The organism is Streptomyces sp. GDS52 (assembly GCF_052246875.1).
GTDB lineage: Bacteria > Actinomycetota > Actinomycetes > Streptomycetales > Streptomycetaceae > Streptomyces > Streptomyces cathayae.
This window is the reverse complement of the sequence record NZ_CM125966.1, coordinates 5,995,198-6,016,721: the sequence shown is the minus strand read 5'-3', so window position 1 is coordinate 6,016,721 and position 21,524 is coordinate 5,995,198. Positions and strand designations below refer to the sequence as shown.

Here is a 21,524-nt window from a genome sequence, read left to right as displayed (position 1 = left end):
GCGAAGGCCGTCGCGGCCCCTCGTGCGGTGTGACGTGCGCCCCCGGGGTTCCACCGTCCTCGAGGAAACCGTGGCGTGGACGGCAGGAGCTCCGGACGCGGAGGAGCACGGCATGGTGGCCGGACCGCTGCTCGGCATCGGATACGTCTGCGGTGACGAGCGGACTGCCGTCCGCCGACCGGTGGCTGGGCGTGCAGTGGCATCCGGAGCACGCCCCTCGGCCCGGCCTCCCCGGTGTACGGCGGGCAGGTGCCCGGCCGTCAGCCGCGGGTCAGGGTCAGCAGGTCGCGGGCGGGGCCCGTGGGGCGGTGGCCGGTCGGCCAGACCGCGCGGAGGTCGCGGGCCAGGGCGATGCCGTGTACGGGGATGCGGGTCAGACGGCGCATCGCCAGTTCCTCGCCGACGGCCAGCTCGCTGAGGACGGCCGGGCCGGCACCGCTCACCGCCGCGGCCTTCACCGCGGTCGTGGAGGACAGCTCGATCAGCGGGCGGGCCAGACCGCCCAGGGCGGTGTCCAGGACCTGCCGGGTGCCGGAGCCCTTCTCGCGCAGGATCAGCGGGGTGGTCGCCAGCTCCTCGGTGGCGAGCGGGCGACGGCGGCGGGCCCAGGCGTGCGTCGGTGCGGTCACCACGATCAGCCGGTCGTGGGCGATCACCGCGGAGTCCAGGCCCGACGGCACCGTCACCCCCTCCACGAAACCCACGTCCGCCTCGTCCGACAGCAGCCGCTCCGCGACCGACGCGGAGTTCCCCGCCAGCAGCGACACCGCCGTGTCCGGCCGCTGCGAACGCAGCGCGAGCAGCCAGCCCGGAAGCAGGTACTCGGCGATCGTCATGCTCGCCGCCACCCGCAGCCGTGAGTCCCGGCGGTCCCGCAGTGCCTGTGCCCCCGCGTCGAAGGCTTCCGCCGCCTCCACGATCCGCCGGGCCCAGTCGGTGACCAGCGCGCCCGCGTCGGTCAGCCGCGACCCCCGCGGCGAGCGGTCCACCAGGGCCACGCCGAGCTGCCGCTCCATGGACCGGACCCGGCTGCTGGCCGCGGGCTGGGTGATGCCCAGTTCGCGTGCCGCGCCGCCCAGGCTCCCGATCCGTGCCACCGCCAGCAGCAGTTCCAGCGCCCCGAGGTCCGGGACCCGGTGGGCCAGGTTTCCGGCGGTCACGGACCTGGATCCCGCACGGCCGTCGTCCGTCGCACTCATAAGGTCAGCTTATGCCCTGCCGACGGGGTGTCAGCGGCGCGCTGCTCGCAGTTGCCGGGGCAGCACCGTCGCGGCTTTCGCCAACGACGGCCCGTACCAGGTGAGATACCGGCCCCCGACCAGCGCGCACGGCACTCCCGGGAAGGCGTCCGGGCCGTCGTCGGCGGTGAAGCGGTAGGGCTCGTCGGGCAGCACGACGAGGTCGGGGGCCGCCGCGCGCAGAGTGTCCAGAGGGACGCGGGGATAGCGTTCCCGGTGATCCGCGTACAGGTGGTCGACGCCGAGGCGGGACAGCAGGTCGCCGGCGAAGGTGTCCTGGCCCAGCACCATCCAGGGCCGCCGCCAGACGGGCACGACCGCGGTCCGGCGCGTCTTCGGGGGCGCCACGGCGTCCCAGGCGGCTTCGGCGTCGTCCAGCCACCGGGGGCGCGCGTCCACGCCGCACGCCGTGAGCACCCTGGCCAGTTCCCCGAAGGCCTGGGGCAGTGTCCGCACCTCCGTCACCAGCACCTCGAGGCCGGCCGCACGCAGGTCGGCGAGGTCGGACGGGCGGTTCTCCTCCTCGTTGGCGATCACCAGGTCGGGGGCGAGGGCGGCGATCCGCTCCACCTCCGGGTTCTTCGTGCCGCCGATCCGTACGGCGTCGAGATCGGCCGGGTGGGTGCACCAGTCGGTGGCGCCGACCAGGGCGCCGGGAGCGGAGAGCGCCACGACCTCGGTCAGGGACGGGACGAGGGAGACGATCCGCAGGGAACTCATCGGCGCGGCTTGTCCCGGACCGCCTCGATGTGCTCCGCGACGGCGACGACGATCAGCCGGGTCTCCGCGACCGTGGCCCGCCACCGGTGCCGGACGCCTCCGGTGAGGTACAGGGTGTCGCCACGGCCGAGACGGTAGGCGCGGCCCTCCGCCTCGATCTCCACGGCGCCGTCCGCCACGTACATCAACTGGTCGTTGCGGAACTGGAATTCGCGCCCGGCGTCGTGGTCGCCGGTGAACTCGGAGGCGTGCATCTGGTGATGACCGCGCACCAGGGACCGGACGCGCGGTTCGAGCGGCGGCTCGGTGTCCTCCGCGCGGACGACGTCGACGCTGCACGCCGGGTCGGCGGCGGCGAGCAGTTCCACCGCGGTGGTGCGCAGGGCGTCGGCGACCTTCTCCAGAGAGCTCTGGCTGGGGCGCGCGCGCTCGTTCTCGATCTGGCTCAGGAACGGGACCGACAAGCCGCTGCGCTCGGCCACGACGGCAAGGGTGAGGTCCAGCGCCCGGCGTCGCCGCCGCACGGCCGCGCCCACCCGCAGAGGCTGCTCTTTGTGGTCGCCCATCGCTCCGGCTCCCTCCTTCGCCCGTCGTCCCGTACCCGGTGTGTGCGCCGCTGTCCGGCGCACTCCTTCTTTTGAGCTGTCTGCACCCTACGCATGTTCGGCACACCGTTTCGGACGCCTGTCACGTCGGCGTCATGGGCGAGCGTGCACGGCCCCCGGTTCACGCCGGCCGGTGGCCGGCCCGTTCGGTCCGCTGTGCGCAGCGTGCCAGGTGTTTCCGCCATTGTCGCCCGAAGTGGGGCGGGAGGTCACCGGGAGGTGCCCCGAGGTCCGGGAAGGGTCTCGCGGTGGGTGACGGTCCGGATCCCCACCGTGTCCCGGACGTGTCCGAGGGGCGGCCGGTGGCGGCCGCCGCGGTGGTCACCGCGGCGGCGTCGCCGTCACTGCGGGGTCATGCGCTCCGGCACGTCCGGGTGTTCCTTCAGCCAGGCGGCGACGGCTTCCTCCTCCTTGCCCTGGCCCCGGTCCTTGATCTCCTTCTCGAGCGTGCCGAGTTCGTCCTCGCTCATCGTGAATCCCTTGATCCACTTCGTGAGTTCGGGGTACTGCTCGGGGAACTTCTTGCTCGCGATGGTGTGGATGGTGTTGCTCTCGCCCCAGGCGCCCTCGGGGTCCTTCAGCTTGGTCAGCTCGTACTCGCTGTACGACCAGTGCGGCGACCAGAGGGTGACCGCGATGGGCTCCTTCTTGCTGTAGGCCCGCTTGAGCTCGGCCAGCATCGCCGGCGAGGAGCCGTCGACGACCTTGTACTCCTTGTCCAGGCCGTAGGCCGGCAGGACCTTGTTCTTGAGGAGGTCCATCTGGCCGGTGCCCGGCTCGATGCCGACGATCCGCCCGTCGAACAGGTCGGCCTTGCCCTTGAGGTCCTCGAGCGACGTGACGTCCTTGACGTACGAGGGGACGGAGACCTCCAGCGAGACCGGTTCGTACCAGGTACCGAGGTCGGTGAGTCTGTCCTTGTTCGGCTCGTAGAAGTTCTTCTGGGAGTGCGGCAGCCAGGCGTCGAAGTTGAGGTCGAGATCACCGGTGGAGAGGCCCGTGTAGACCGGCCCGACGTCCATCTGCTTCAGCTTCAGCGTGTAGCCGCGCTTTTCCAGGACGTTCTTCCACAGGTAGGTGATCGCGACGTCCTCCTCCCAGGGGAACCAGGCCACGTCCAGCGGACGCTTCGCCTCGGCGGGAGTGTCACCGGAGCCGGACGACTGCACGGGCGCGAGCTTGTCGACGACGCCCGGGTTGTCCTTCAGCCAGGCGCGGACGGCGTTCTGCTGCTTGCCCTTGCCGGCCCTGTTGATCTCGGCCTCCAGGCTGGTGAGTTCCTCCTCGGTCATCGAGAAGTCCTTCAGCCACTTGCCGACGGTGGGGTGGTCGGCGGTGAAGTCCTTGCGGGCCAGGGAGTGCACGCCGTCGCCCTCGCCCCAGGTGCCCTTGGGGTCCTTCAGCTTCTTCAGGTCGAAGTCGCTGTACGCCCAGTGCGGGGACCAGAGCGTGACGACGATCGGTTCCTTCTTGCTGTAGGCGCGCTTGAGCTCGGCCAGCATCGCCGGCGTGGAGCTGTCGACGACCTTGTACTCCTTGTCCAGGCCGTACTCCTTGACGACCTTGTCCTTCAGCAGGCCCATCATTCCGGCGCTGGACTCGATGCCGGTGATCTTCCCGTCGAAGGTGCCGGCCTCGCCCTTGAGGTCCTCGAGGGAGTCGAAGTCCTCCATGTAGGCGGGCACGGCGAGTTCGAGTGACGTCTCGTCGTACCAGGAGCCGAGGTCCTCGAGCCGGTCGCCGTACTTCTTCCAGTACTCGGCGTGGGTGGTGGGCAGCCACGAGTCCGTCTGGAAGTCGATGTTGCCCTGCGCGAGCGCGGTGTAGAGCGGGCCGGCGTCGAACTGCGTGGCCTCGACCTCGAAGCCCCGCTGCTCCAGGACCTCCTTCCACAGGAAGGTGGAGGCGACGCCCTCGTCCCAGGGGATGTAACCGATGGAGATCTTCTCGCCCTTGCCGACGTTCTTGCCGTCGGCGGTGGTGTCCGTGTCACCGGTGGTGCCGCCGAAGATGCTCATGCCGCCGGCCACCAGGGCGAGGACGACGACGCCGATCACGGCGACCTGCGGACGCGGCCGGTAGGACCAGATCGTGAGTCCCTGCGCGGCACGGGCCTTGGCGGCGGCGCGACGGCCGAGCGGGGACACCTGGGTGCCCAGGGCACTGGTCATGCGGTCGAGGTAGATCGCCAGGATGACGATGGCGAGGCCGGACTCTGCGCCCAGACCGATGTTGAGCTGGCCGATGGCCTCGATGACCGCGCCGCCCAGGCCGCCGGTGCCGACCATGCCGGCGATCGCGGCCATGGAGAGCCCGAGCATGATCACCTGGTTGACGCCCGCCATCACGGTGGGCAGCGCCAGCGGCAGCTGGACCCGCAGCAGGGTGTTGCGGGGCGTGGTGCCGAAGGCCTCGGCCGCCTCCACGAGGTCCTTGTCGACCTGGCGGATGCCCAGCTCGGTCATGCGCACGCCGGGGGCGAGCGCGAAGATCAGGGTGGCGACGATGCCGGGGGCGGGGCCGGTCCCGAAGAAGAGGATCGCCGGGATCAGGTAGATCATCGCGGGCAGCGTCTGCATGAAGTCCAGGACCGGCCGCACGACGGCGCTGACCCGGTCCGAGCGTGCCGCCCAGATGCCCACGGGCACCGCGACGACCAGCGCGATGACGGTGGCGACGATGACCAGCGCCAGCGTGACCATCGAGTCCGCCCACAGCTCCATGGAGTCGAGGAAGGCGAATCCCAGGAAGGTGAGGACACCGGCGAGGGCGCCGCGCAGCCAGAAGGCGATCAACGCGAAGATGCCGCAGAGGATCAGCGGTTCGGGTGCCTGCAGGACGGCGTTGACACCGTCGTAGGCGCCGGTGAAGACGGCCTTGAAGAAGTCGAACAGCCAGGTCACGTTGTCGAGCAGCCAGTCGACGCCGCCGTTGACCCATTCGCCGAGCGGAATCCTAGGCACGGGCCATCACCTTCTCGCCCTTGCCCCGCTGGGAGTCGCAGGTACCGGGGGCGGCCTCCTCGTCGCCGATGAAGCCCACGAGCCGCTGCCGGGGCACGATCCCGACGACCGCGCCCTCGCCGTCGAGGACCGCCACGGGGTGCGCCGCGCGGGCGCTGATCGCGCACAGTTCGGTGAACGGCGTCCGGGGCGTCGCGGTCTCGCAGTCGCAGTCGGCCTCGTCGCCGCGCACCTCCCGGTCCATCACGGCACCGGCGGTCAGCACCCGGGAGCGGTCGACGTCCTGGGTGAAGGAGGCGACGTAGTCGTTGGCGGGACGGATCAGGATGTCCTGCGCGGTGCCGATCTGCACGATGCGTCCGTCACGCATCACCGCGATGCGGTCGCCCAGGCGCATGGCCTCGTTGAGGTCGTGGGTGATGAAGACGATCGTCTTCTTCAGTTTCTTCTGCAGCTCCACCAGCTGGTCCTGCATGTCGCGGCGGATCAGCGGGTCGAGCGCGCTGAAGGACTCGTCCATCAGCAGCAGGTCGGCGTCGGTGGCGAGCGCGCGGGCCAGACCCACCCGCTGCTGCATACCGCCGGACAGCTCGTCGGGCCAGGACTTCTCCCAGCCGGCCAGGCCACACAGGGCGAGCGCCTCGTCGGCGCGGCGTTCGCGCTCGGCGCGGGGCACGCCCTGCACTTCCAGTCCGTAGGCGGCGTTCTCGCGAACGCTGCGGTGCGGGAACAGAGCGAAGTGCTGGAAAACCATGCTTATCTTCTTGGAACGGACGTCGCGCAGTTCCCGGTCGGACAGCGCGGTGAGGTCCTCGCCGTCGAAGCGCACCTGTCCGGCGGTCGGCTCCGACAGGCCGTTGAGCATGCGCAGCAGGGTGGACTTGCCGGATCCGGACAGGCCCATGACGACGAAGATCTCGCCCGGCTCCACGGTGAACGAGGCGTCGATGACGGCGGCCGTGGTCCCCTGGCCGCGCAACTCCTCACGGTCGGTCTCGTCGTTGCGCAGTCTTTCGACCGCCTGTCCCGGTCTCCTGCCGAACACCTTGTACAGATGTTCGGCTTCTAGCCTGGTTGACACGCGTACCTCGTTGTCTCGACGGCAAGGGCAGGAGCGATGCCCGGCGGTAGGCTCACGCGGTTCTGAACAGTTGAACCTGCAACCGGCATCGCTCCGTGGCGGCGCCTTTCCTGTTTCGGCCAGAACAAACGTGTGTCCTGTTTCACAGGGGAAGCGCATGACGCGACGCGTCGCGCATCCCGCGCTCACCGTCACGCGGCCGCGGGGGCACTGTCGGTGGCGTACGGCATGATGCGGAACGTGACCGGACGACTCATGCTCCTCGACACCGCCTCCCTCTACTTCCGCGCCTACTTCGGCGTCCCGGACTCGGTCAGAGCCCCGGACGGCACGCCGGTGAACGCCGTGCGCGGACTGCTCGACTTCATCGACCGCCTGGTCAAGGACCACCGGCCGGCCGATCTGGTGGCGTGCATGGACGCCGACTGGCGTCCGAAGTGGCGGGTGGAGCTGATCCCCTCCTACAAGGCGCACCGCGTCGCCGAGGAACGCCCCTCGGGCCCCGACGAGGAGGAGGTGCCCGACACCCTGTCCCCGCAGGTGCCGGTCATCGAGGCCGTCCTGGACGCCATCGGCATCGCGCGCGTGGGGGTCGCCGAGTACGAGGCGGACGACGTCATCGGCACGTTCACCACGCGGGCGCGCGGTCCGGTCGACATCGTCACCGGCGACCGCGACCTGTACCAGCTGGTGGACGACGCGCGGGGGGTGCGGGTGCTGTATCCGCTGAAGGGCGTCGGCACGCTCCAGGCCACCGACGAGGCCGTACTGCGCGAGAAGTACGGGGTCGGCGGGGCGGGGTACGCGGATCTGGCGCTGCTGCGCGGCGACCCGAGCGACGGCCTGCCCGGCGTGCCGGGCGTCGGCGAGAAGACGGCGGCCAAGCTGCTGGCCGAGTTCGGCGACCTGGCCGGGATCCTGGCGGCGGTGGACGATCCGGGGGCCCGGCTCACCCCGACCCAGCGCAAGCGCCTCACCGAGGCGCTGCCCTACCTGGCGGTCGCGCCCAAGGTCGTCCGGGTCGCGGACGACGTGCCGCTCCCGGACGTCGACACGGCGCTGCCGCGGGCGCCTCGCGACCCGGAGGCCGTACGGGCACTGGCGGCCCGCTGGGGCCTGGGCGGGTCCCTGGAGCGGCTGCTGACGACCCTCGGGCGGTAGGGGGCCGCACCGGGGGCGGCGGCCCGCGGGCAGGAGGAATTCCCTGGACAAAGGTGTTAGGTTAGGTAAACCTAACCAAGCAACAGGGAGCCTCCATGGCAGAGCGACCGGGACGCCAGCCGCGCAAGCCGCACTCCGGGCAGGTGATCCGCACCGAGCAGCTGACCCCGCACATGCGGCGCGTGGTGCTGGGCGGTGACGGTCTGGCCGACTTCTCGGCGGACACGGCCACCGACCACTACGTGAAGCTGCTGTTCCCGGCCGAGGGCGTCACCTACCCGGAGCCGTTCGACATGAAGCGGATCCGTGAGGAGTTCCCGCGCGACCAGTGGCCGGTGACCCGGACCTACACCGTGCGCCACTGGGACGCCGAGCAGCGTGAGCTGACCCTGGACTTCGTGATCCACGGGGACGAGGGGCTGGCCGGCCCGTGGGCCCTGCGGGTCCTGCCGGGCGAGACCGTGTTCCTCATCGGACCCGGCGGCGTCTACGCTCCCGACCCGGCCGCCGACTGGCATCTGCTGGCGGGCGACGAGAGCGCGCTGCCCGCGATCGCCCGGTCGCTCGAGGCGATGCCGAGCGGGGCCAGAGCACATGTCTTCGTGGAGATCGACGGCCCCCAGGAGGAGCAGAAGATCGACTCCGAGGTGGCGGTCACCTGGCTGCACCGCGGGGACCGCCCGGTCGGCGAGGCGCTGGTGGAGGCCGTGCGGGACCTGGAGTTCCCCGAGGGCCGGGTGCAGGCCTTCGTCCACGGCGAGGCGCACTTCGTCAAGGAACTGCGCCGTCTGCTGCGGATCGAGCGGCAGATCCCGCGCGAGGACCTCTCGATCTCCGGCTACTGGCGGCTCGGGCACAACGAGGACGGCTGGCAGGCCTCGAAGCAGGAGTGGAACACCCGGGTCGAGGCGGAGCAGGAGCAGACACCGCAGCAGGCGGCGGCCTCCTGACCCTCCGCACTGGGAACCCGGACCGGCGGCGTCCGGTCCGCCCGGCCGGAACGGGCGCCGTGCGTGGCGGCGCCGGTCGGGTGAACCCTGGAACCCGTGCCGCGGCGGGCGGCGTGGCGAGGCCGACCGGGCCGGGGCGCTGGCCGAGGATCCGGGCGCGTGGCAGACACCTTCGAAGAACTTGTGGCCAAGCAGCGCGCGGCGGACGAGGCGCATGTCCGCGTACGCCATCTGCAGGAGACCTACGGGCCGCCCACCCAGACCAGGTGGAGCGGGCAGCAGACCAGCACCTGGGAGACCGCCTGGCGGGCCTGGCGCGACCTCGCCCGGGACGTCCAGCTGGCGGTGAGCGAATTCGCGCGGGCCGAGGGAAAGCCACGCCACGTGGTCGAGGCCGAGGTCAAGCAGGCGGTACGGCACGAGGAGCAGGGCGGGGCGGACATGTAGGGCCGTAACCTTGGCCCTCGTGAGACGCAGACGCCGGATCCTTCCGCCCTCCCCGCTGCCGCAGCGCGACGGTGTGGACCCGGTGCGGCTGAGGCTGCCCGCGGCGGGGCCGGGGGCCACCGTGCGGGAGCATCTGGTGACCCGGCTCCCGATCGGCTCCGGGGCCGTCGACGGCATGTTCGACGCGGGGCTGATCGTGGGGGCGGACGGGCGGCCCGTACCGGCGGACACCCCGTACGCGCCGGGGCTGTACGTGTGGTTCCACCGGGAGCTGCCCGCCGAGGTGCCGGTGCCCTTCCCGCTGGAGATCGTGTACCGGGACGAGCACGTCGTCGTCGCCGACAAGCCCCACTTCCTGGCCACCACACCGCGTGGCAGCCATGTCTCCGAGACCGCGCTGGCGCGGCTGCGCCGCGAGCTCGGCATCCCCCTGCTGGGTGCCGCGCACCGCCTCGACCGGCTCACCGCGGGGCTGGTGCTGTTCACCGTGCGGCCCGAGGAGCGCGGCGCGTACCAGACGCTGTTCCGGGACCGGCGGGTGCACAAGGAGTACGAGGCCGTCGCCCCGCACGATCCCGCGCTCGCCCTGCCCCGGACCGTGCGCAGCCGGATCGTGAAGGAGCGCGGGGTGCTGACCGCCCGCGAGGTCGAGGGGGAGCCGAACGCGCTGAGCCGGGTCGAGCTCCTGGGCCACCGGGCGGACGGACCGGCCCGGTACCGGCTGGTGCCCGGTACCGGGCAGACCCATCAGCTGCGGGTGCACATGAGCGCTCTGGGCGTGCCGATCCTCGGCGACCCGCTGTACCCCGAGGTGACCGCGCCCGTCCCGGCCGGTGATTTCCGGCGCCCGCTGCAACTGCTGGCACGGACGCTGGAGTTCACCGATCCGGTGACGGGCGTGGAGCACCGGCTGCACAGTCGCCGGACGCTCGCGGCCTGGACCTCGTACGAGCAGTGGGCAGCCGGTCGTTGACGCCCTCGCCTGCCTGAACGCAGGCGATTGCGGTCAGCACCGCCACGCGGCACTCCCTCGGGTTCCTGCTTCACAGGCCCTTGCCACCCGGAGATGGTCTTACAAGACCTCCACAGGGGCGACATCAGCAGTGACACCGCGTCTCTACGGGCCGCTCGGCGAGGATGTCCGGTGCCCCGCCCTTCAGAGTGGAGCACCAGGCACGTGTTCAGTCACCGCCCCACCACCGCAGGAAGCGGTGCCAGGCGCCGGCCGGGCGGGCGGGTTCGGCGGCCGCGGTCGCGGTCGTCGCCGGTTCCGCCACCGGCCCGGCGGGCTGTGGCGGGGCCGGGGACCGCGGCGCGGGAACGTCGTGGTGCCCGAACGGCTCGGGGCGGACGTCCGGCTCGGGGCGGACGGCGGGCGACGGCGTGGCCTGCCGCTCCGGCTCGGGGGCGCCGATGTGCCAGTCGGGCCGTGGGGACGGCCGGTGGTCGTGGTTCGGCTGCTGGGTCACCTCCTGGGGCGGCCTGGGCATGAACTGGACGGGCAGCTCGATGAGATGCCGGGAGGCGATGGACTCGGCGTGGCGCAGGTCCTCGTCGTCGACGTCGAGTTCGAGGTCGGGCAGCCGCATCAGCAGCGCGTCGACGCCGATCTCGGCGATGGCGCGCCCGATGTCCTGTCCGGGGCACTCGTGCGGGCCGCCGCCGAAGGCCAGGTGGGAGCGGTTGCCCTGCATGTGGGCGGCGGGGTCCGGGCGTACCCGCGGGTCCACGTTGGCCGGGGCGGGAGCGAACAGCAGACCGTCGCCCTTGCGGATGCGCTGGCCGCCGAGTTCCGTCTCCTGCTTGGCGAAGTAGGCGAAGATGGTGCTGAACGGCGGTTCGTCCCACAGCAGTTGCTCGACCGCCTCCGGCACCGTCATCTGCCCGCCGTTGAGCTGGGCGCGGAAGCGCGGGTCGACCAGCACCGTGCGCAGCACGTTGGCGAGGAGGTTGGCCGTCGACTCGTAGGCGGCGATGAGCACCACCCGCAGGTGCTCCCTGACCTCGTCGTCGGTCAGCCCGGCCGGGTGGGTGACGAGATGACTGGCGAAGTCCTCCCGCTGCTCCGCCCTGCGGCGCGCGGTGAGCCGGCTCAAGGCGCCCATGATGTACTCGTTGCTGGCGATGGCGGTCTCGGTGCCCCTGAGCATGTCACGGGCCGCCTCGACCATCCGGTCGTTGTACTCGTCGGGCATGCCCAGGACGTGGCACATCACGGCCATCGGCAGGTGCTCGGCGAACTGGCTGACGACCTCGGCCTCGCCCACTTCGCAGAACCGGTTGACGAGACGCTGGGTGCAGCGGTTGATGTGTCGGCGCAGACTGCGGAAATCGATGGTCGACACGGCGAAGTCGATCACGCCGCGCAGCCGCTTGTGTTCGTCGCCCTCGGCGTGGGCGCACATCGGCTGCCAGGCGATGTGCGGCATCAGCGGGTGGTCGGGTTTGACCAGGCCGTCCCGGAGCGGGGACCAGATACGGCTGTCCTTGGTGTACTGCGCGGGGGTGCGCACCATGTGCAGGTTCTCGGCGTGACCGAGGACCACCCACACGGGCACGTCGTCGTGGAGCAGCGCCGGGGCCACGGGGCCGTGTTCGGCGCGGAGTTCCTCGTACAGCTTCTTCAGGTCCGCCGACTCGTGCAGCCGGGGCAGCCCTCCGGGACCCATGCCGTGCGCGGGGCAGCCGGGGGGCGGGCCGAGCCGGGGGGCGTCCGTTCCGGCCGGGGAGTGGGATTCAGGCGTCACAGTGGTCGCTCCGGAAAGGGAGGAAGAGCAGAGGGCGGGGGGACGAGGCGGTTCGGGGCACACGGCGCGACGGGGCGGGCCGGACGGCGGGGTCAGGCGAGCGACCTCGTCATGGCGAGCGAGTGCAGGAACCGCATCAGCGTCATCAGGACGTCCCGGCTGGAGGCCCGGCGTCGCACATCGCACTCCATGATGGGAACGTCCTCGGACAGATCGAGCGCCGTACGCAGGTCCTTCAGCGGGTAACGGGGCGCCCCCGGGAAGGAGTTGACGGCGACGACGAACGGCACCCCGCGTTCCTCCAGCCGTCCCATGACGTCGAAGCTGACTTCGAGGCGCCGCGTGTCGACCAGCACCACCGCGCCGAGCGCCCCCTCGAACAGCCCGTTCCACAGGAACCAGAACCGCTCCTGGCCCGGGGTGCCGAAGAGGTAGAGCACCAGCTGGTCGCTGATCTTGATGCGCCCGAAGTCCATGGCCACCGTGGTGGCCGTCTTGGTCGCGGAACCGAAGTTGTCGTCGACTCCGACGCCGGCCTGGGTCATGGTCTCCTCGGTGGTCAGCGGCTTGATCTCGCTGACCGACCCGACCATGGTCGTCTTGCCGACCCCGAACCCGCCCACGATGACGATCTTCGCCGCGGCCTCGGCCGTGTGCGGCAGCTGATCCTCGGTCCGTGGGCCCGGGATGGTCTCAGAGCCTTTGAAGTCCATGCATCACCGCTTCGAGAAGGGAACGGTCGGGAAGCGCCTGACGGGCGATCGGGGCGCGTTCCTGCACCAGTTCCGCCGTCAGCATCTCGGTGAGCAGCACGGTCACCACGCTGAACGGCAGGCTGAGGTAGGCCGAGAGCTCGGCCACGGACAGGGGGGCGGCACAGAGCCGGAGCAGTGCCGCCTGCTCGGGTGTGGCGGAGGGCGGCGGGTCCTCGACCCGCGCCACGATCAGCGTGACGAGGTCGAGGTCCGCGCGGTTCCCGTCCGCCCCGGCGACGACGTACAGCCGTTCCGGGTTGGGCAGCTCGCCTTCCTTGGCCTGGGCCGGTTCCGGAGGGGGGCTCTCCCCGGGGGCGTGCCTCTGGCGTTGTGGAGGCGTCATACGGTCTGCCCGTTCCGGCGGGGCGGACTGGTGAGGTGGGCGCCGATGCGGACGACGAGGTCGCGCATCATGGCCCCCATCCGCCCGGGTTCGCAGGTCATGTCGGAGAGCACCGCGAGGTAGGCGTTGGCGCCGGCGGCCATCAGATAGAAGTAGCCGCCGTTGATCTCGATGATCACCATCTTCATCTCGCCGTCGCTGCGCGGGAGTTCCCCGGCAACGGCGCCGGCGAGGCTCTGCACGCCGGCGCAGGCCGCGGCGACCCGGTCGGCGGCGTCCGGCTCGCCGCCGTAGCGGGCGATGCGCAGGCCGTCCGCCGAGAGGACCACGATCATCTCGACGCCGGGTACGCCGTCGGCGAGCTCCTTGAGCATCCAGTCGAAGTTGGCGCGTTGCTGGATCACTTCAGGTCCCCCTCGTCGTCGGCCTCGGTACGGGCCGGTTCGTTGATCAGATGCAGGTACGCGGTCGGGTTCCGGGTGAAGTCGGTGGGGTGGACGCCGGGTTCGAGGTCCTTCTTCAGTCCGTCCCAGAACGCGTCGACCCACAGCCCGGGTTCGCGGTCGTCCTTCGGCTTCGCGGGCTCGGGCGTCGCCCAGGGGGACTGCACGGTCTCGCCCCGTTCGGCGGCCTCCCGTTCGGCCCGTTCGGCGGCGGCCCGTTCGGCGTACCGCTGGGACAGCGGGGTCTTCACCCGGCTGCGGCGCTGCGGCAGGCCGCCCGCGGTCCACTCGGTGACCACGGGGACCTCGTCCTCCATGGAGACGGTGGTGGGGACGGTCGGGCTGGTGGGGCGGCGCTTCTTGGGAGCGCGCTGGGGGCCCGGGAGCGCGTCGATCTGCAGGGGCACCGCGGTCGCCCCGATGCCGTGGGCGAGGCCGACGCCGGGTTCGGTGGTCATCATGTCGCTCGGCACGACGAGGACGGCGCGGACGCCGCCGTAGGCGGAGGCCCGCAGTGAGACCTGCATGTCGTAGCCGGAGCAGAGCCGGCCGATGACGGCGAGGCCCAGGCGCGGGCTGACCCCGAGGTCCTGGAGGTCGACACCGGCCTTGGCCTGCTCCAGTTTGGTCTCGATCCGGGTCCGGGCCTGCTCGTCGAGGCTGACTCCGGCGTCCTCGATCTCGATGGCGACGCCGGTCTGCACCTCGATGGCGGTGACGTGGACCTTGGTGTGGGGCGGCGAGTACCGCGTGGCGTTGTCGAGGAGTTCGGCGACGGCGTGGATGACGGGCTCGACGGAGATGCCCTTGATGTTGACCTTGGCGATGGACTTCAGGTCGATGCGGCGGTACTCGAGGATGCGGGACATGGCGCCGCGCAGCACGCTGTAGAGGGCGACCGGCTGGGGCCACTGGCGTCCGGGACGGCCGCCGCCGAGTACGGAGATGGAGTCGGCGAGGCGGCCGATCATCGCGGTGCCGTGGTCGATGCGGAGCAGGTCGTCGAAGACCTCGGGGTTGCGGCCGTGGTCCTCCTCCATCTCCCTCAGTTCCTTGGCCTGCTGATGGACGATCGCCTGGACGCGGCGGGCGATGCTGACGAAGGAGCGCTGGGAGGAGTCGCGCAGCGCTTCCTCGTCGTCGATGATCTTCAGCATCGTCTTGAGGAGTTCGATCTGGTACCGGGGCAGATCACGCCAGGCCGGGTTGACCTCCTTGAGGTGGAGGAGCACCTCCCTGGGGGTGTTTCCGCGGTGCAGGAAGTCCAGGGCCTCGGGCACGACGGCGTCCGTGAAGTGCAGCGTCTCCGTGTCGTGGGCGGCGATCCGCGCCTCCAGATACGCACGGTGACGATCGTGCCCGGCACGCTCGTCCCGCAGGAGACGGCCGCGGCGTACCGCCTCGGCCGCGGCGGCGGTCACCAGCAGGGTGGCGACGGCACCGCACACGCCGACGGCGATCCGGGCGGGCTCCGTCACCAGGGCGACGGCGGCTCCGGTTGCCGCGGCCATCAGTACGGCGGGGAGCAACAGCACGCGCGCATAGGGAAGTTCACGGCGAACGGGCGGGGATTGGACACTCACCATGTAGGCCTCTGGAACGAATCGGCTGGCGGTCGGGGGGACATACGAGATGTGCTGGATCAGGAAACCGCGGAAGACATCCACACAACGGGGAACAAACGCACGAATCCATCCCAACTCGGTGCGCTGCGGGCGAGCTTAGTCCGACCGGATCATCGCCGTGTCATATTCAGCAAGTGCCGGAAACGGCCGCTGGGGCAGGAGTACTCTGGAGCCCATTTACACGCTGCGATTCCGGTCGAACACCCTGCGTTATCACGTACGGACGTGCGATATTCACTCACCGTGAAGGGTGAAGGGCGTGCGCGCCGCGCGGTGGCGCGAGGAACCCGAGGACCGCGAAGAAGGGGCGGGGCGCCCGGGGCCGTGCGGGTCCCGATTCTGCCCATGGAACCACCGCGTCATGCTCCCGGCAGGGGCGCACCGGACGCAGAAGCCCGGCGCGCACGGAGCGCGCCGGGCTTCACGGCGTACCGGACGGGACGGGGCGGACCCGGGCCGGGCGGGCCGGGCCGGCGGGGTGGAGCGCCGGGGGCGGTCAGCCCACGGACGAGTAGGCCACCACTCCCCTCAGCAGCGCCTCCACCGCCTTGCGGGCGTTCTTCGCGACCGTCGAGCCCTCCACCGCCGGTGCCGCGGCCGAGATCTGGCCCAGCACGTCGATGACCTGCTTGCACCAGCGCACGAAGTCCCCCGCCGGCATCTCCGCCTCACGCAGCACCTCGTCGAGGCCCGTGCCGGACGCCCACATGTAGGCCGCCCAGGCAAAACCGAGGTCGGGCTCGCGCTGCCCCACGCCTTCGGTCTGGGTGATCCGGAAGTCCTCCTCCAGGGCGTCGAGGCGCCCCCAGATGCGGACCATCTCGCCGAGCGCGGCCTTCGCCTTGCCGGTGGGCACCTTGGGCGCCATCGCGTCGTCGCTGACCCGGGCCTCGTACACCAGCGCCGAGACACAGGCGGCCAGTTCGGCCGGGCCCAGTTGCTCCCAGACGCCCTCGCGCAGGCATTCGCTGGCCAGCAGGTCGAGTTCGCCGTACAGCCGGGCGAGCCGCTTGCCGTGCTCGGTGACCTCGTCGCCCCGCAGATAGTCCAACTCGGTCAGCAGGGCGACGATGCGGTCGAAGGTGCGGGCGATGGTGTTCGTCCGGCCCTCGATGCGCCGCTCCAGCTGCCCGGTGTCCCGCCGCAGCCGGTGGTAGCGCTCGGCCCAGCGGGCGTGGTCCTCCCGGTCGTCGCAGCCGTGGCACGGATGCGCCCGGATCTCCTTGCGCAGCCGGGTGATCTCCCGGTCGTCGGCCGCCGGGGAACGCCCCTTGCGGTGCCGCTCCGGCACGATGTGCCCGGCCTTGGTGCGCAGGGCGGAGGCCAGGTCCCGACGGGACTGCGGTGAGCGCGCGTTGAACGACTTCGGGATGCGCATCCGCTCCAGCGCCTCGACGGGCACCGGGAAGTCGATCGACGCCAGCCGCTTGACCTGCCGCTCCGCGGTCAGCACCAGGGGGCGCGGACCGTCGTGGTACTCGACGCCGCGGTGGCCGCCCGCACGGCCCGCGGGCAGCCCGGGGTCGAGGACCAGCGCCAGCCCCGCGTACTTGCCGGTGGGCACGTGGATGACGTCACCGGGCTTGAGCTTCTCCAGCGCGACGGCCGCCTCCGCGCGCCGCTGCGCCACGCCCTCGCGGGCCAGCTCCGTCTCCCGGTCCTTGAGGTCGCGGCGCAGCCGCGCGTACTCCTCGAAGTCACCGAGGTGGCAGGTCATGGAGGCCTGGTAGCCCTCGAGGCCCTCCTCGTTGCGCTGCACCTGCCGCGAGATGCCGACCACCGACTTGTCCGCCTGGAACTGCGCGAACGACGTCTCCAGCAGCTCGCGCGAGCGGTGCCGGCCGAACTGCTCGACCAGGTTGACCGCCATGTTGTACGACGGCTTGAAGCTGGACCGCAGCGGATACGTACGCGTGCCGGCCAGTCCCGCGAGGTGTTCGGGGTTCATGCCGCGCTGCCACAGCACGACCGCGTGGCCCTCGACGTCGATGCCGCGCCGGCCGGCCCGGCCGGTCAACTGGGTGTACTCGCCGGGGGTGATGTCGGCGTGCTGCTCGCCGTTCCACTTGACGAGCTTCTCCAGCACCACCGAGCGTGCGGGCATGTTGATGCCGAGGGCGAGGGTCTCGGTCGCGAAGACCGCCTTGACCAGGCCGCGGACGAACAGTTCCTCGACGACCTCCTTGAACGTCGGCAGCATGCCCGCGTGGTGGGCCGCGATGCCGCGCTCCAGGCCCTCCAGCCACTCGTAGTAGCCGAGGACGTGCAGGTCCTCGGCCGGAATGGAGGCGGTGCGCTCCTCGACGAGGGAGCGGACCCGCTCCCTCGCCTGGTCGTCGTTGAGCCTGAGGCCCGCGTACAGGCACTGCTGGACGGCGGCCTCGCAGGCGGCACGGCTGAAGATGAAGGTGATGGCGGGCAGCAGGCCCTGGGCGTCGAGCCGCTCGATCACCTCGGGGCGGCCCGGTGTCCAGACCCGTGAGCGCTGTCTGCGCTCACGCTCCCGGTCCGCCTCACGCATGGTGCGGCCGCGGCGCCGGTCGCCCCACGACGGGCGGGTCGCCTCCATCCGGGCCATCCGCACGAGGTCGGGGTTCACGGCCTTCTTGCGGCCCTCGCCCTCCTCGAACAGGTCGTAGATCCGTCGCCCGGCGAGCACGTGCTGGAACAACGGCACGGGCCGGTGCTCGGAGACGATCACCTCGGTGTCGCCGCGGACGGTGTCCAGCCAGTCGCCGAACTCCTCGGCGTTCGACACCGTCGCCGACAGTGACACCAGGGTCACCGACTCGGGGAGGTGGATGATCACTTCCTCCCAGACGGCGCCCCGGAAGCGGTCGGAGAGGTAGTGCACCTCGTCCATGACCACGTATCCGAGGCCGAGGAGCGTCTGCGAGCCCGCGTACAGCATGTTCCGCAGCACCTCGGTGGTCATCACGACCACGGGGGCGCCGGAGTTGATGCTGTTGTCGCCGGTGAGCAGACCGACCTTGTCGGTGCCGTAACGGCGGCACAGGTCGGTGTACTTCTGGTTCGACAGCGCCTTGATGGGGGTCGTGTAGAAGCACTTCTTGCCCTGCTGGAGGGCGAGGTGGACGGCGAACTCGCCGACGATCGTCTTGCCGGAGCCGGTGGGCGCGGCCACCAGCACGCCCTTCCCCGCTTCGAGCGCCTGGCAGGCCTCGATCTGGAAGGGGTCGAGGCCGAAGTCGTACATCTCGCGGAAGGAGGCGAGTGCGGTGGCCTGCTCGACAGCGCGCCTGCGTGCTGCCGCGTACCGCTCGGCCGGTGAGAGGTCCTCTGTCATCGTGCTCTCGAGCGTACCGGGCCGCACTGACAACAGGACGATCATTATCCGGATCCGTTCCCGTCGGGCCCGCGGTACGCCCAGCTCAGGGGCCCACGACCCGTACCGCGCCACGGACACAGTGCGCGGTCAGCGGCAGCGGCCCGACCGGCTCGCCGTCCGCGTACCCGGTGACCCCCTCGGCCGCCAGCTCCACCCTCGACGCCCGGAACACGCTGACCTCGGGAAGGTCGACGTGAGTGCCCCGGTACACCGTCGGGAACACCCGCAGCAGCCTGGCCCGGCCGCAGTCGCCGACCACGGTGACGTCGAACAGCCCGTCCGTGAGGTCGGCGCCGGGACAGATCCGCATGCCGCCGCCGTACGACGCCCCGTTGCCGACGGCGACCAGCGTCGCCTCGACCTCGCGGACGGCGCCGTCGTCGAGGGTGATCCGGTACGGGATCGGGCGCAGCGCCGCGAGTTCGGCGACGACGGCGAGGTCGTACTTGAAGCGCCCCGCCGGCAGCCGCATCCGGTTGCCGCGGTCGTTGACCCGGGAGTCGAACCCGGAGGCGAGGACGGCTCCGAACCAGCGGTCGCCGACCCGCCCCAGGTCGACGTCGCGCACCCGCCCGCACTTGAGGGCGTCGGCGATCATCCGGCCCGCGGCGGCCGGTTCCCGCAGGGGCATGCCCAGGGAGCGGGCGAAGTCGTTGCCGGTGCCGACGGCGACCAGGCCGAGCGGGGTGCCGGTGCCGACGACGGCCTGCAGGGCCAGGTTCACCATGCCGTCACCGCCGACGGCGATCAGGGCGCCGGTGCCCTCCTCCACGGCGCCCCGCGCGCGGGCGAGGGCGTCCGCCGCGTCCTCGCCGAGCACGGTCCGCACGGAGAAACCGGCCGCGCGCAACGCGGAAGCGGCCGGCCGCGCCGCACGGGCGCCCCGGCCGCGACCCGCGGTGGGGTTGACGAAGAGGGTGATCTCGCTGGTCACGGGAGTGACCTTACGAGGTTCGACCCGCTCCTCAGGTCACGTCGTCATAACCGTTGACCCGGTCCGTTCCCCCCTGCTCGGGCAGGGCGCGCCGGGCCGAGACGGGTTCGACCTCGCCGATGTCCTCGGGGGTCAGGTCCAGCTCGGAGGCCTCGTCGTCGGCGGGGCCCATCTCCTCCAGGCGGCGCCTGCGGCGGTCGTTGAACAGGGCGACGCCGACGGCGCCGAAGTACAGGACCCAGATCGGCACGGCAAGCATGATCATGGTCAGCGGGTCCGTGCTCGGCGTGGCGATGGCCGCGAACAGCGTGATGCCCATGATCATGCCGCGCCACCAGCCGAGCATGCGCTTACCGGTCAGCACTCCGCTGAAGTTGAGCATGACCAGCAGCAGCGGCAGCTCGAAGGAGAGGCCGAAGACGATCACCATGCGCGTGACGAGGTCGAGCAGGTCGTCCAGCGGCAGCAGGTTGTCGACGTCGAACGGCGTGAACTCGATGAGCACCTTCGCCGTGGTCGGCAGCACCTGGTAGGCGAAGTAGGCACCACTGAGGAAGAGCGGGAAGCCCGTGGCGACGAACCCGTAGGCGTACTTCTTCTCGTGCTTGTGCAGTCCGGGGGCGATGAAGGACCACAACTGGTAGAGCCAGACCGGCGAGGCCAGGACGACGCCGGCCGTCAGGGAGACCTTCAGCGCCAGCGTGAACGGCGTGAGCAGGCCGTTGATCGTGATCATCGCGCACGGCTGCTCCTTGGCCTGCGTCGAGTGGGCCAGGTCCTCGAAGGACTGTCCGCATCCGACCGACTTGAGCACCGGTTCGGTGAAGAAGTTGATGATGTCGTAGTAGAAGAAGGCCGCGCCGATCGTCACCAGGACGATAGCCAGCAGCGCCTTCGCGAGCCGGTTGCGGAGTTCACGAAGATGCTCCGCGAGGGGCATCCGTCCCTCGGGATCCCTCTCCTGCTTGCGGGCAGACTTGGGCAACCCACGTTCCCATCTCGTGCGGCGGGCCGGAGCTCGTCCGGCCCTGCGTCAGCGCTTGGTCGTGTCCGTCGGCTCCGCGACGGGACGGGAACTGGTCACGTCGCCGGGAGCGGCCTGGATGGTGCGCTGCGCCGCGGACTCGTCGCCGGGGGCCGGCGGGTCGGCGGGGGCGGAGGAACCGTCCCCCTTGTCCCCCTTGTCTTCCTTCATCGCCTTCGCCTCGCTCTTGAGGATGCGGGCGGACTTGCCGAGGGACCGCGCCATGTCCGGAAGCTTCTTCGCACCGAACAACAGGATGATGACGACGAGGATGAGAATCATCTCGGGGGCGCCGATCTTTCCACCGAACATAAGTCTTTACCTTCTCACCGAGGCTGCGGGGGGGGGTGGGTGCTGCTGTGCCCGACCGTACGACCGTTCAGACACACGTCCGACAATCGTGTTGCCGACGATCGTAACGCTCAGGGGTGAACGTCAGGCTATCCCCGTGCGTACTCCCGTTCGCGGTCCGCGCCTCGTTCTCCGGGCCGCGGTCAGCCAGCGTACCCGCCCGGGTCGGCAGGGTGACAGGGCGAAGCGGCCGGGAAGACGGTCCGGAAACGGTTCAGAGGGCCTCCGCCGAGCGGGCCGCGCCGGTCGCCGCCCGCTCCAGGTCCTCCGCGGCCCGGCTGATGCGCCGCGCCGAGTCCGTGACCTGTCTGCCGAGCCGCTCCGCCTCGACGAAGACCCGTACGGCGAACACCCCGAGCACCACGAGACCCAGGAACCCCACAGCTACCGCGAACATCGGCCAGAACATGGGGTCGAGCCTAGACCGTCCCGCCGCGGAGGTCCTACGCGGTGGAGTGCAGCCGCAGGGTGCTGACCCCGCCGCCGGTGAGCAGCTCGACGACCCGCTCTCCGGCCGGCTTGCGGACCGCGGTCTCGCACGCGGGGCAGGTGAACGAGTAGAAAGTGGTCCGTCTGCTGGCGCCTATGACCAGACGCAGCGCGCTCGCGGCGAGCTCGAAACGCCCCCGGCAGTCCGGGCAGCCCGCCCGGAACACGACCGGCGCCACGCTTCTCATCCCGGAGAACGCGGACGCCACCGTCATGCCCCGAACACCAGAGGTCGCCGACTCGCTCACAGTCCTCGCTCCTGCCTGTCGTCCTGCCCGCCCCGGACCACGCGTACGGCG

At 71.1% G+C, this 21,524-nt stretch carries 20 protein-coding genes; 4 read left to right on the top strand and 16 right to left on the bottom strand.

The window, feature by feature from the left end; all coding sequences use genetic code 11:
* Window positions 1-260: 260 nt before the first annotated feature.
* The 5 genes from ACTWJ9_RS27460 to ACTWJ9_RS27440 all read right to left on the bottom strand — a co-directional run bounded on the left by ACTWJ9_RS27460 (window position 261) and on the right by ACTWJ9_RS27440 (window position 6,607).
* Entirely contained in the window at window positions 261-1,199 is a 939-nt protein-coding gene (locus ACTWJ9_RS27460) for a LysR family transcriptional regulator (RefSeq protein ID WP_279336951.1), read from the bottom strand.
* Between the two features lie 30 nt (window positions 1,200-1,229).
* Complete coding sequence (locus ACTWJ9_RS27455; protein ID WP_279336950.1) at window positions 1,230-1,958, bottom strand: helical backbone metal receptor; 729 nt, start codon at window positions 1,956-1,958, stop codon at window positions 1,230-1,232.
* On the bottom strand, window positions 1,955-2,524 hold the full coding sequence (locus ACTWJ9_RS27450; protein WP_279336949.1) for a helix-turn-helix domain-containing protein: 570 nt from the start codon (window positions 2,522-2,524) through the stop codon (window positions 1,955-1,957). The genes ACTWJ9_RS27455 and ACTWJ9_RS27450 overlap by 4 nt, the downstream gene beginning before the upstream one ends.
* Before the next feature lie 380 nt (window positions 2,525-2,904).
* Complete coding sequence (locus ACTWJ9_RS27445) at window positions 2,905-5,526, bottom strand: ABC transporter permease/substrate binding protein (protein WP_279336947.1); 2,622 nt, start codon at window positions 5,524-5,526, stop codon at window positions 2,905-2,907.
* Entirely contained in the window at window positions 5,519-6,607 is a 1,089-nt protein-coding gene (locus ACTWJ9_RS27440) for a quaternary amine ABC transporter ATP-binding protein (RefSeq protein ID WP_279336946.1), read from the bottom strand. Before ACTWJ9_RS27440 ends, ACTWJ9_RS27445 begins: the two co-directional genes overlap by 8 nt.
* Window positions 6,608-6,838: 231 nt before the next feature.
* On the opposite strand from ACTWJ9_RS27440, the gene ACTWJ9_RS27435 reads away from it, so the two are divergent.
* The 4 genes from ACTWJ9_RS27435 (at window position 6,839) to ACTWJ9_RS27420 (ending at window position 10,138) form a co-directional block, all read left to right on the top strand.
* Complete coding sequence (locus ACTWJ9_RS27435) at window positions 6,839-7,768, top strand: 5'-3' exonuclease (RefSeq protein WP_279338114.1); 930 nt, start codon at window positions 6,839-6,841, stop codon at window positions 7,766-7,768.
* Between the two features lie 95 nt (window positions 7,769-7,863).
* A complete protein-coding gene (locus tag ACTWJ9_RS27430; protein ID WP_387039184.1) occupies window positions 7,864-8,718 on the top strand; it encodes a siderophore-interacting protein in 855 nt (284 codons plus the stop codon).
* Window positions 8,719-8,877: 159 nt separating this feature from the next.
* Window positions 8,878-9,165, top strand: a complete 288-nt coding sequence (locus ACTWJ9_RS27425) for a hypothetical protein (RefSeq protein WP_387039182.1) — start codon at window positions 8,878-8,880, stop codon at window positions 9,163-9,165.
* Window positions 9,166-9,184: 19 nt separating this feature from the next.
* Window positions 9,185-10,138 (top strand): RluA family pseudouridine synthase, encoded by a 954-nt coding sequence (locus tag ACTWJ9_RS27420; protein WP_387039180.1) that lies wholly within the window; start codon window positions 9,185-9,187, stop codon window positions 10,136-10,138.
* A 208-nt stretch (window positions 10,139-10,346) separates the two neighbouring features.
* Here the strand turns inward: ACTWJ9_RS27420 and ACTWJ9_RS27415 are convergent, their stop codons facing one another.
* The 11 genes from ACTWJ9_RS27415 to ACTWJ9_RS27365 form a co-directional block, all read right to left on the bottom strand.
* Window positions 10,347-11,912 carry a cytochrome P450 gene (locus ACTWJ9_RS27415; RefSeq protein WP_443294888.1) on the bottom strand — a complete coding sequence of 522 codons (1,566 nt, stop codon included), beginning with the start codon at window positions 11,910-11,912 and terminating at the stop codon, window positions 10,347-10,349.
* Window positions 11,913-12,004: 92 nt separating this feature from the next.
* Window positions 12,005-12,625: a GTP-binding protein gene (locus tag ACTWJ9_RS27410; RefSeq protein WP_279336941.1), complete on the bottom strand. Its 621-nt coding sequence runs from the start codon at window positions 12,623-12,625 to the stop codon at window positions 12,005-12,007.
* Window positions 12,606-13,010 (bottom strand): DUF742 domain-containing protein, encoded by a 405-nt coding sequence (locus tag ACTWJ9_RS27405; RefSeq protein ID WP_279336940.1) that lies wholly within the window; start codon window positions 13,008-13,010, stop codon window positions 12,606-12,608. Before ACTWJ9_RS27405 ends, ACTWJ9_RS27410 begins: the two co-directional genes overlap by 20 nt.
* Entirely contained in the window at window positions 13,007-13,414 is a 408-nt protein-coding gene (locus ACTWJ9_RS27400; RefSeq protein WP_202279050.1) for a roadblock/LC7 domain-containing protein, read from the bottom strand. The genes ACTWJ9_RS27405 and ACTWJ9_RS27400 overlap by 4 nt, the downstream gene beginning before the upstream one ends.
* The gene (locus tag ACTWJ9_RS27395) at window positions 13,411-15,039 is read right to left on the bottom strand and encodes a sensor histidine kinase (protein WP_443294887.1); all 1,629 of its coding nucleotides are present in this window, start codon (window positions 15,037-15,039) and stop codon (window positions 13,411-13,413) included. Before ACTWJ9_RS27395 ends, ACTWJ9_RS27400 begins: the two co-directional genes overlap by 4 nt.
* Window positions 15,040-15,574: 535 nt before the next feature.
* Window positions 15,575-18,430 (bottom strand): DEAD/DEAH box helicase, encoded by a 2,856-nt coding sequence (locus ACTWJ9_RS27390; protein ID WP_443294886.1) that lies wholly within the window; start codon window positions 18,428-18,430, stop codon window positions 15,575-15,577.
* A gap of 40 nt (window positions 18,431-18,470) precedes the next feature.
* Window positions 18,471-19,361, bottom strand: coding sequence for a diacylglycerol kinase (locus tag ACTWJ9_RS27385; RefSeq protein WP_279336937.1), 891 nt, complete (start codon window positions 19,359-19,361; stop codon window positions 18,471-18,473).
* Window positions 19,362-19,392: 31 nt separating this feature from the next.
* A complete protein-coding gene (gene tatC / locus ACTWJ9_RS27380; protein WP_279336936.1) occupies window positions 19,393-20,346 on the bottom strand; it encodes a twin-arginine translocase subunit TatC in 954 nt (317 codons plus the stop codon).
* A gap of 48 nt (window positions 20,347-20,394) precedes the next feature.
* Window positions 20,395-20,697, bottom strand: coding sequence for a Sec-independent protein translocase subunit TatA (gene tatA / locus ACTWJ9_RS27375; RefSeq protein WP_279336935.1), 303 nt, complete (start codon window positions 20,695-20,697; stop codon window positions 20,395-20,397).
* 253 nt (window positions 20,698-20,950) lie between these two features.
* Window positions 20,951-21,145: a hypothetical protein gene (locus tag ACTWJ9_RS27370; RefSeq protein WP_279336934.1), complete on the bottom strand. Its 195-nt coding sequence runs from the start codon at window positions 21,143-21,145 to the stop codon at window positions 20,951-20,953.
* A gap of 34 nt (window positions 21,146-21,179) precedes the next feature.
* Window positions 21,180-21,473, bottom strand: a complete 294-nt coding sequence (locus ACTWJ9_RS27365; protein ID WP_109380463.1) for a hypothetical protein — start codon at window positions 21,471-21,473, stop codon at window positions 21,180-21,182.
* Window positions 21,474-21,524: the final 51 nt, after the last annotated feature.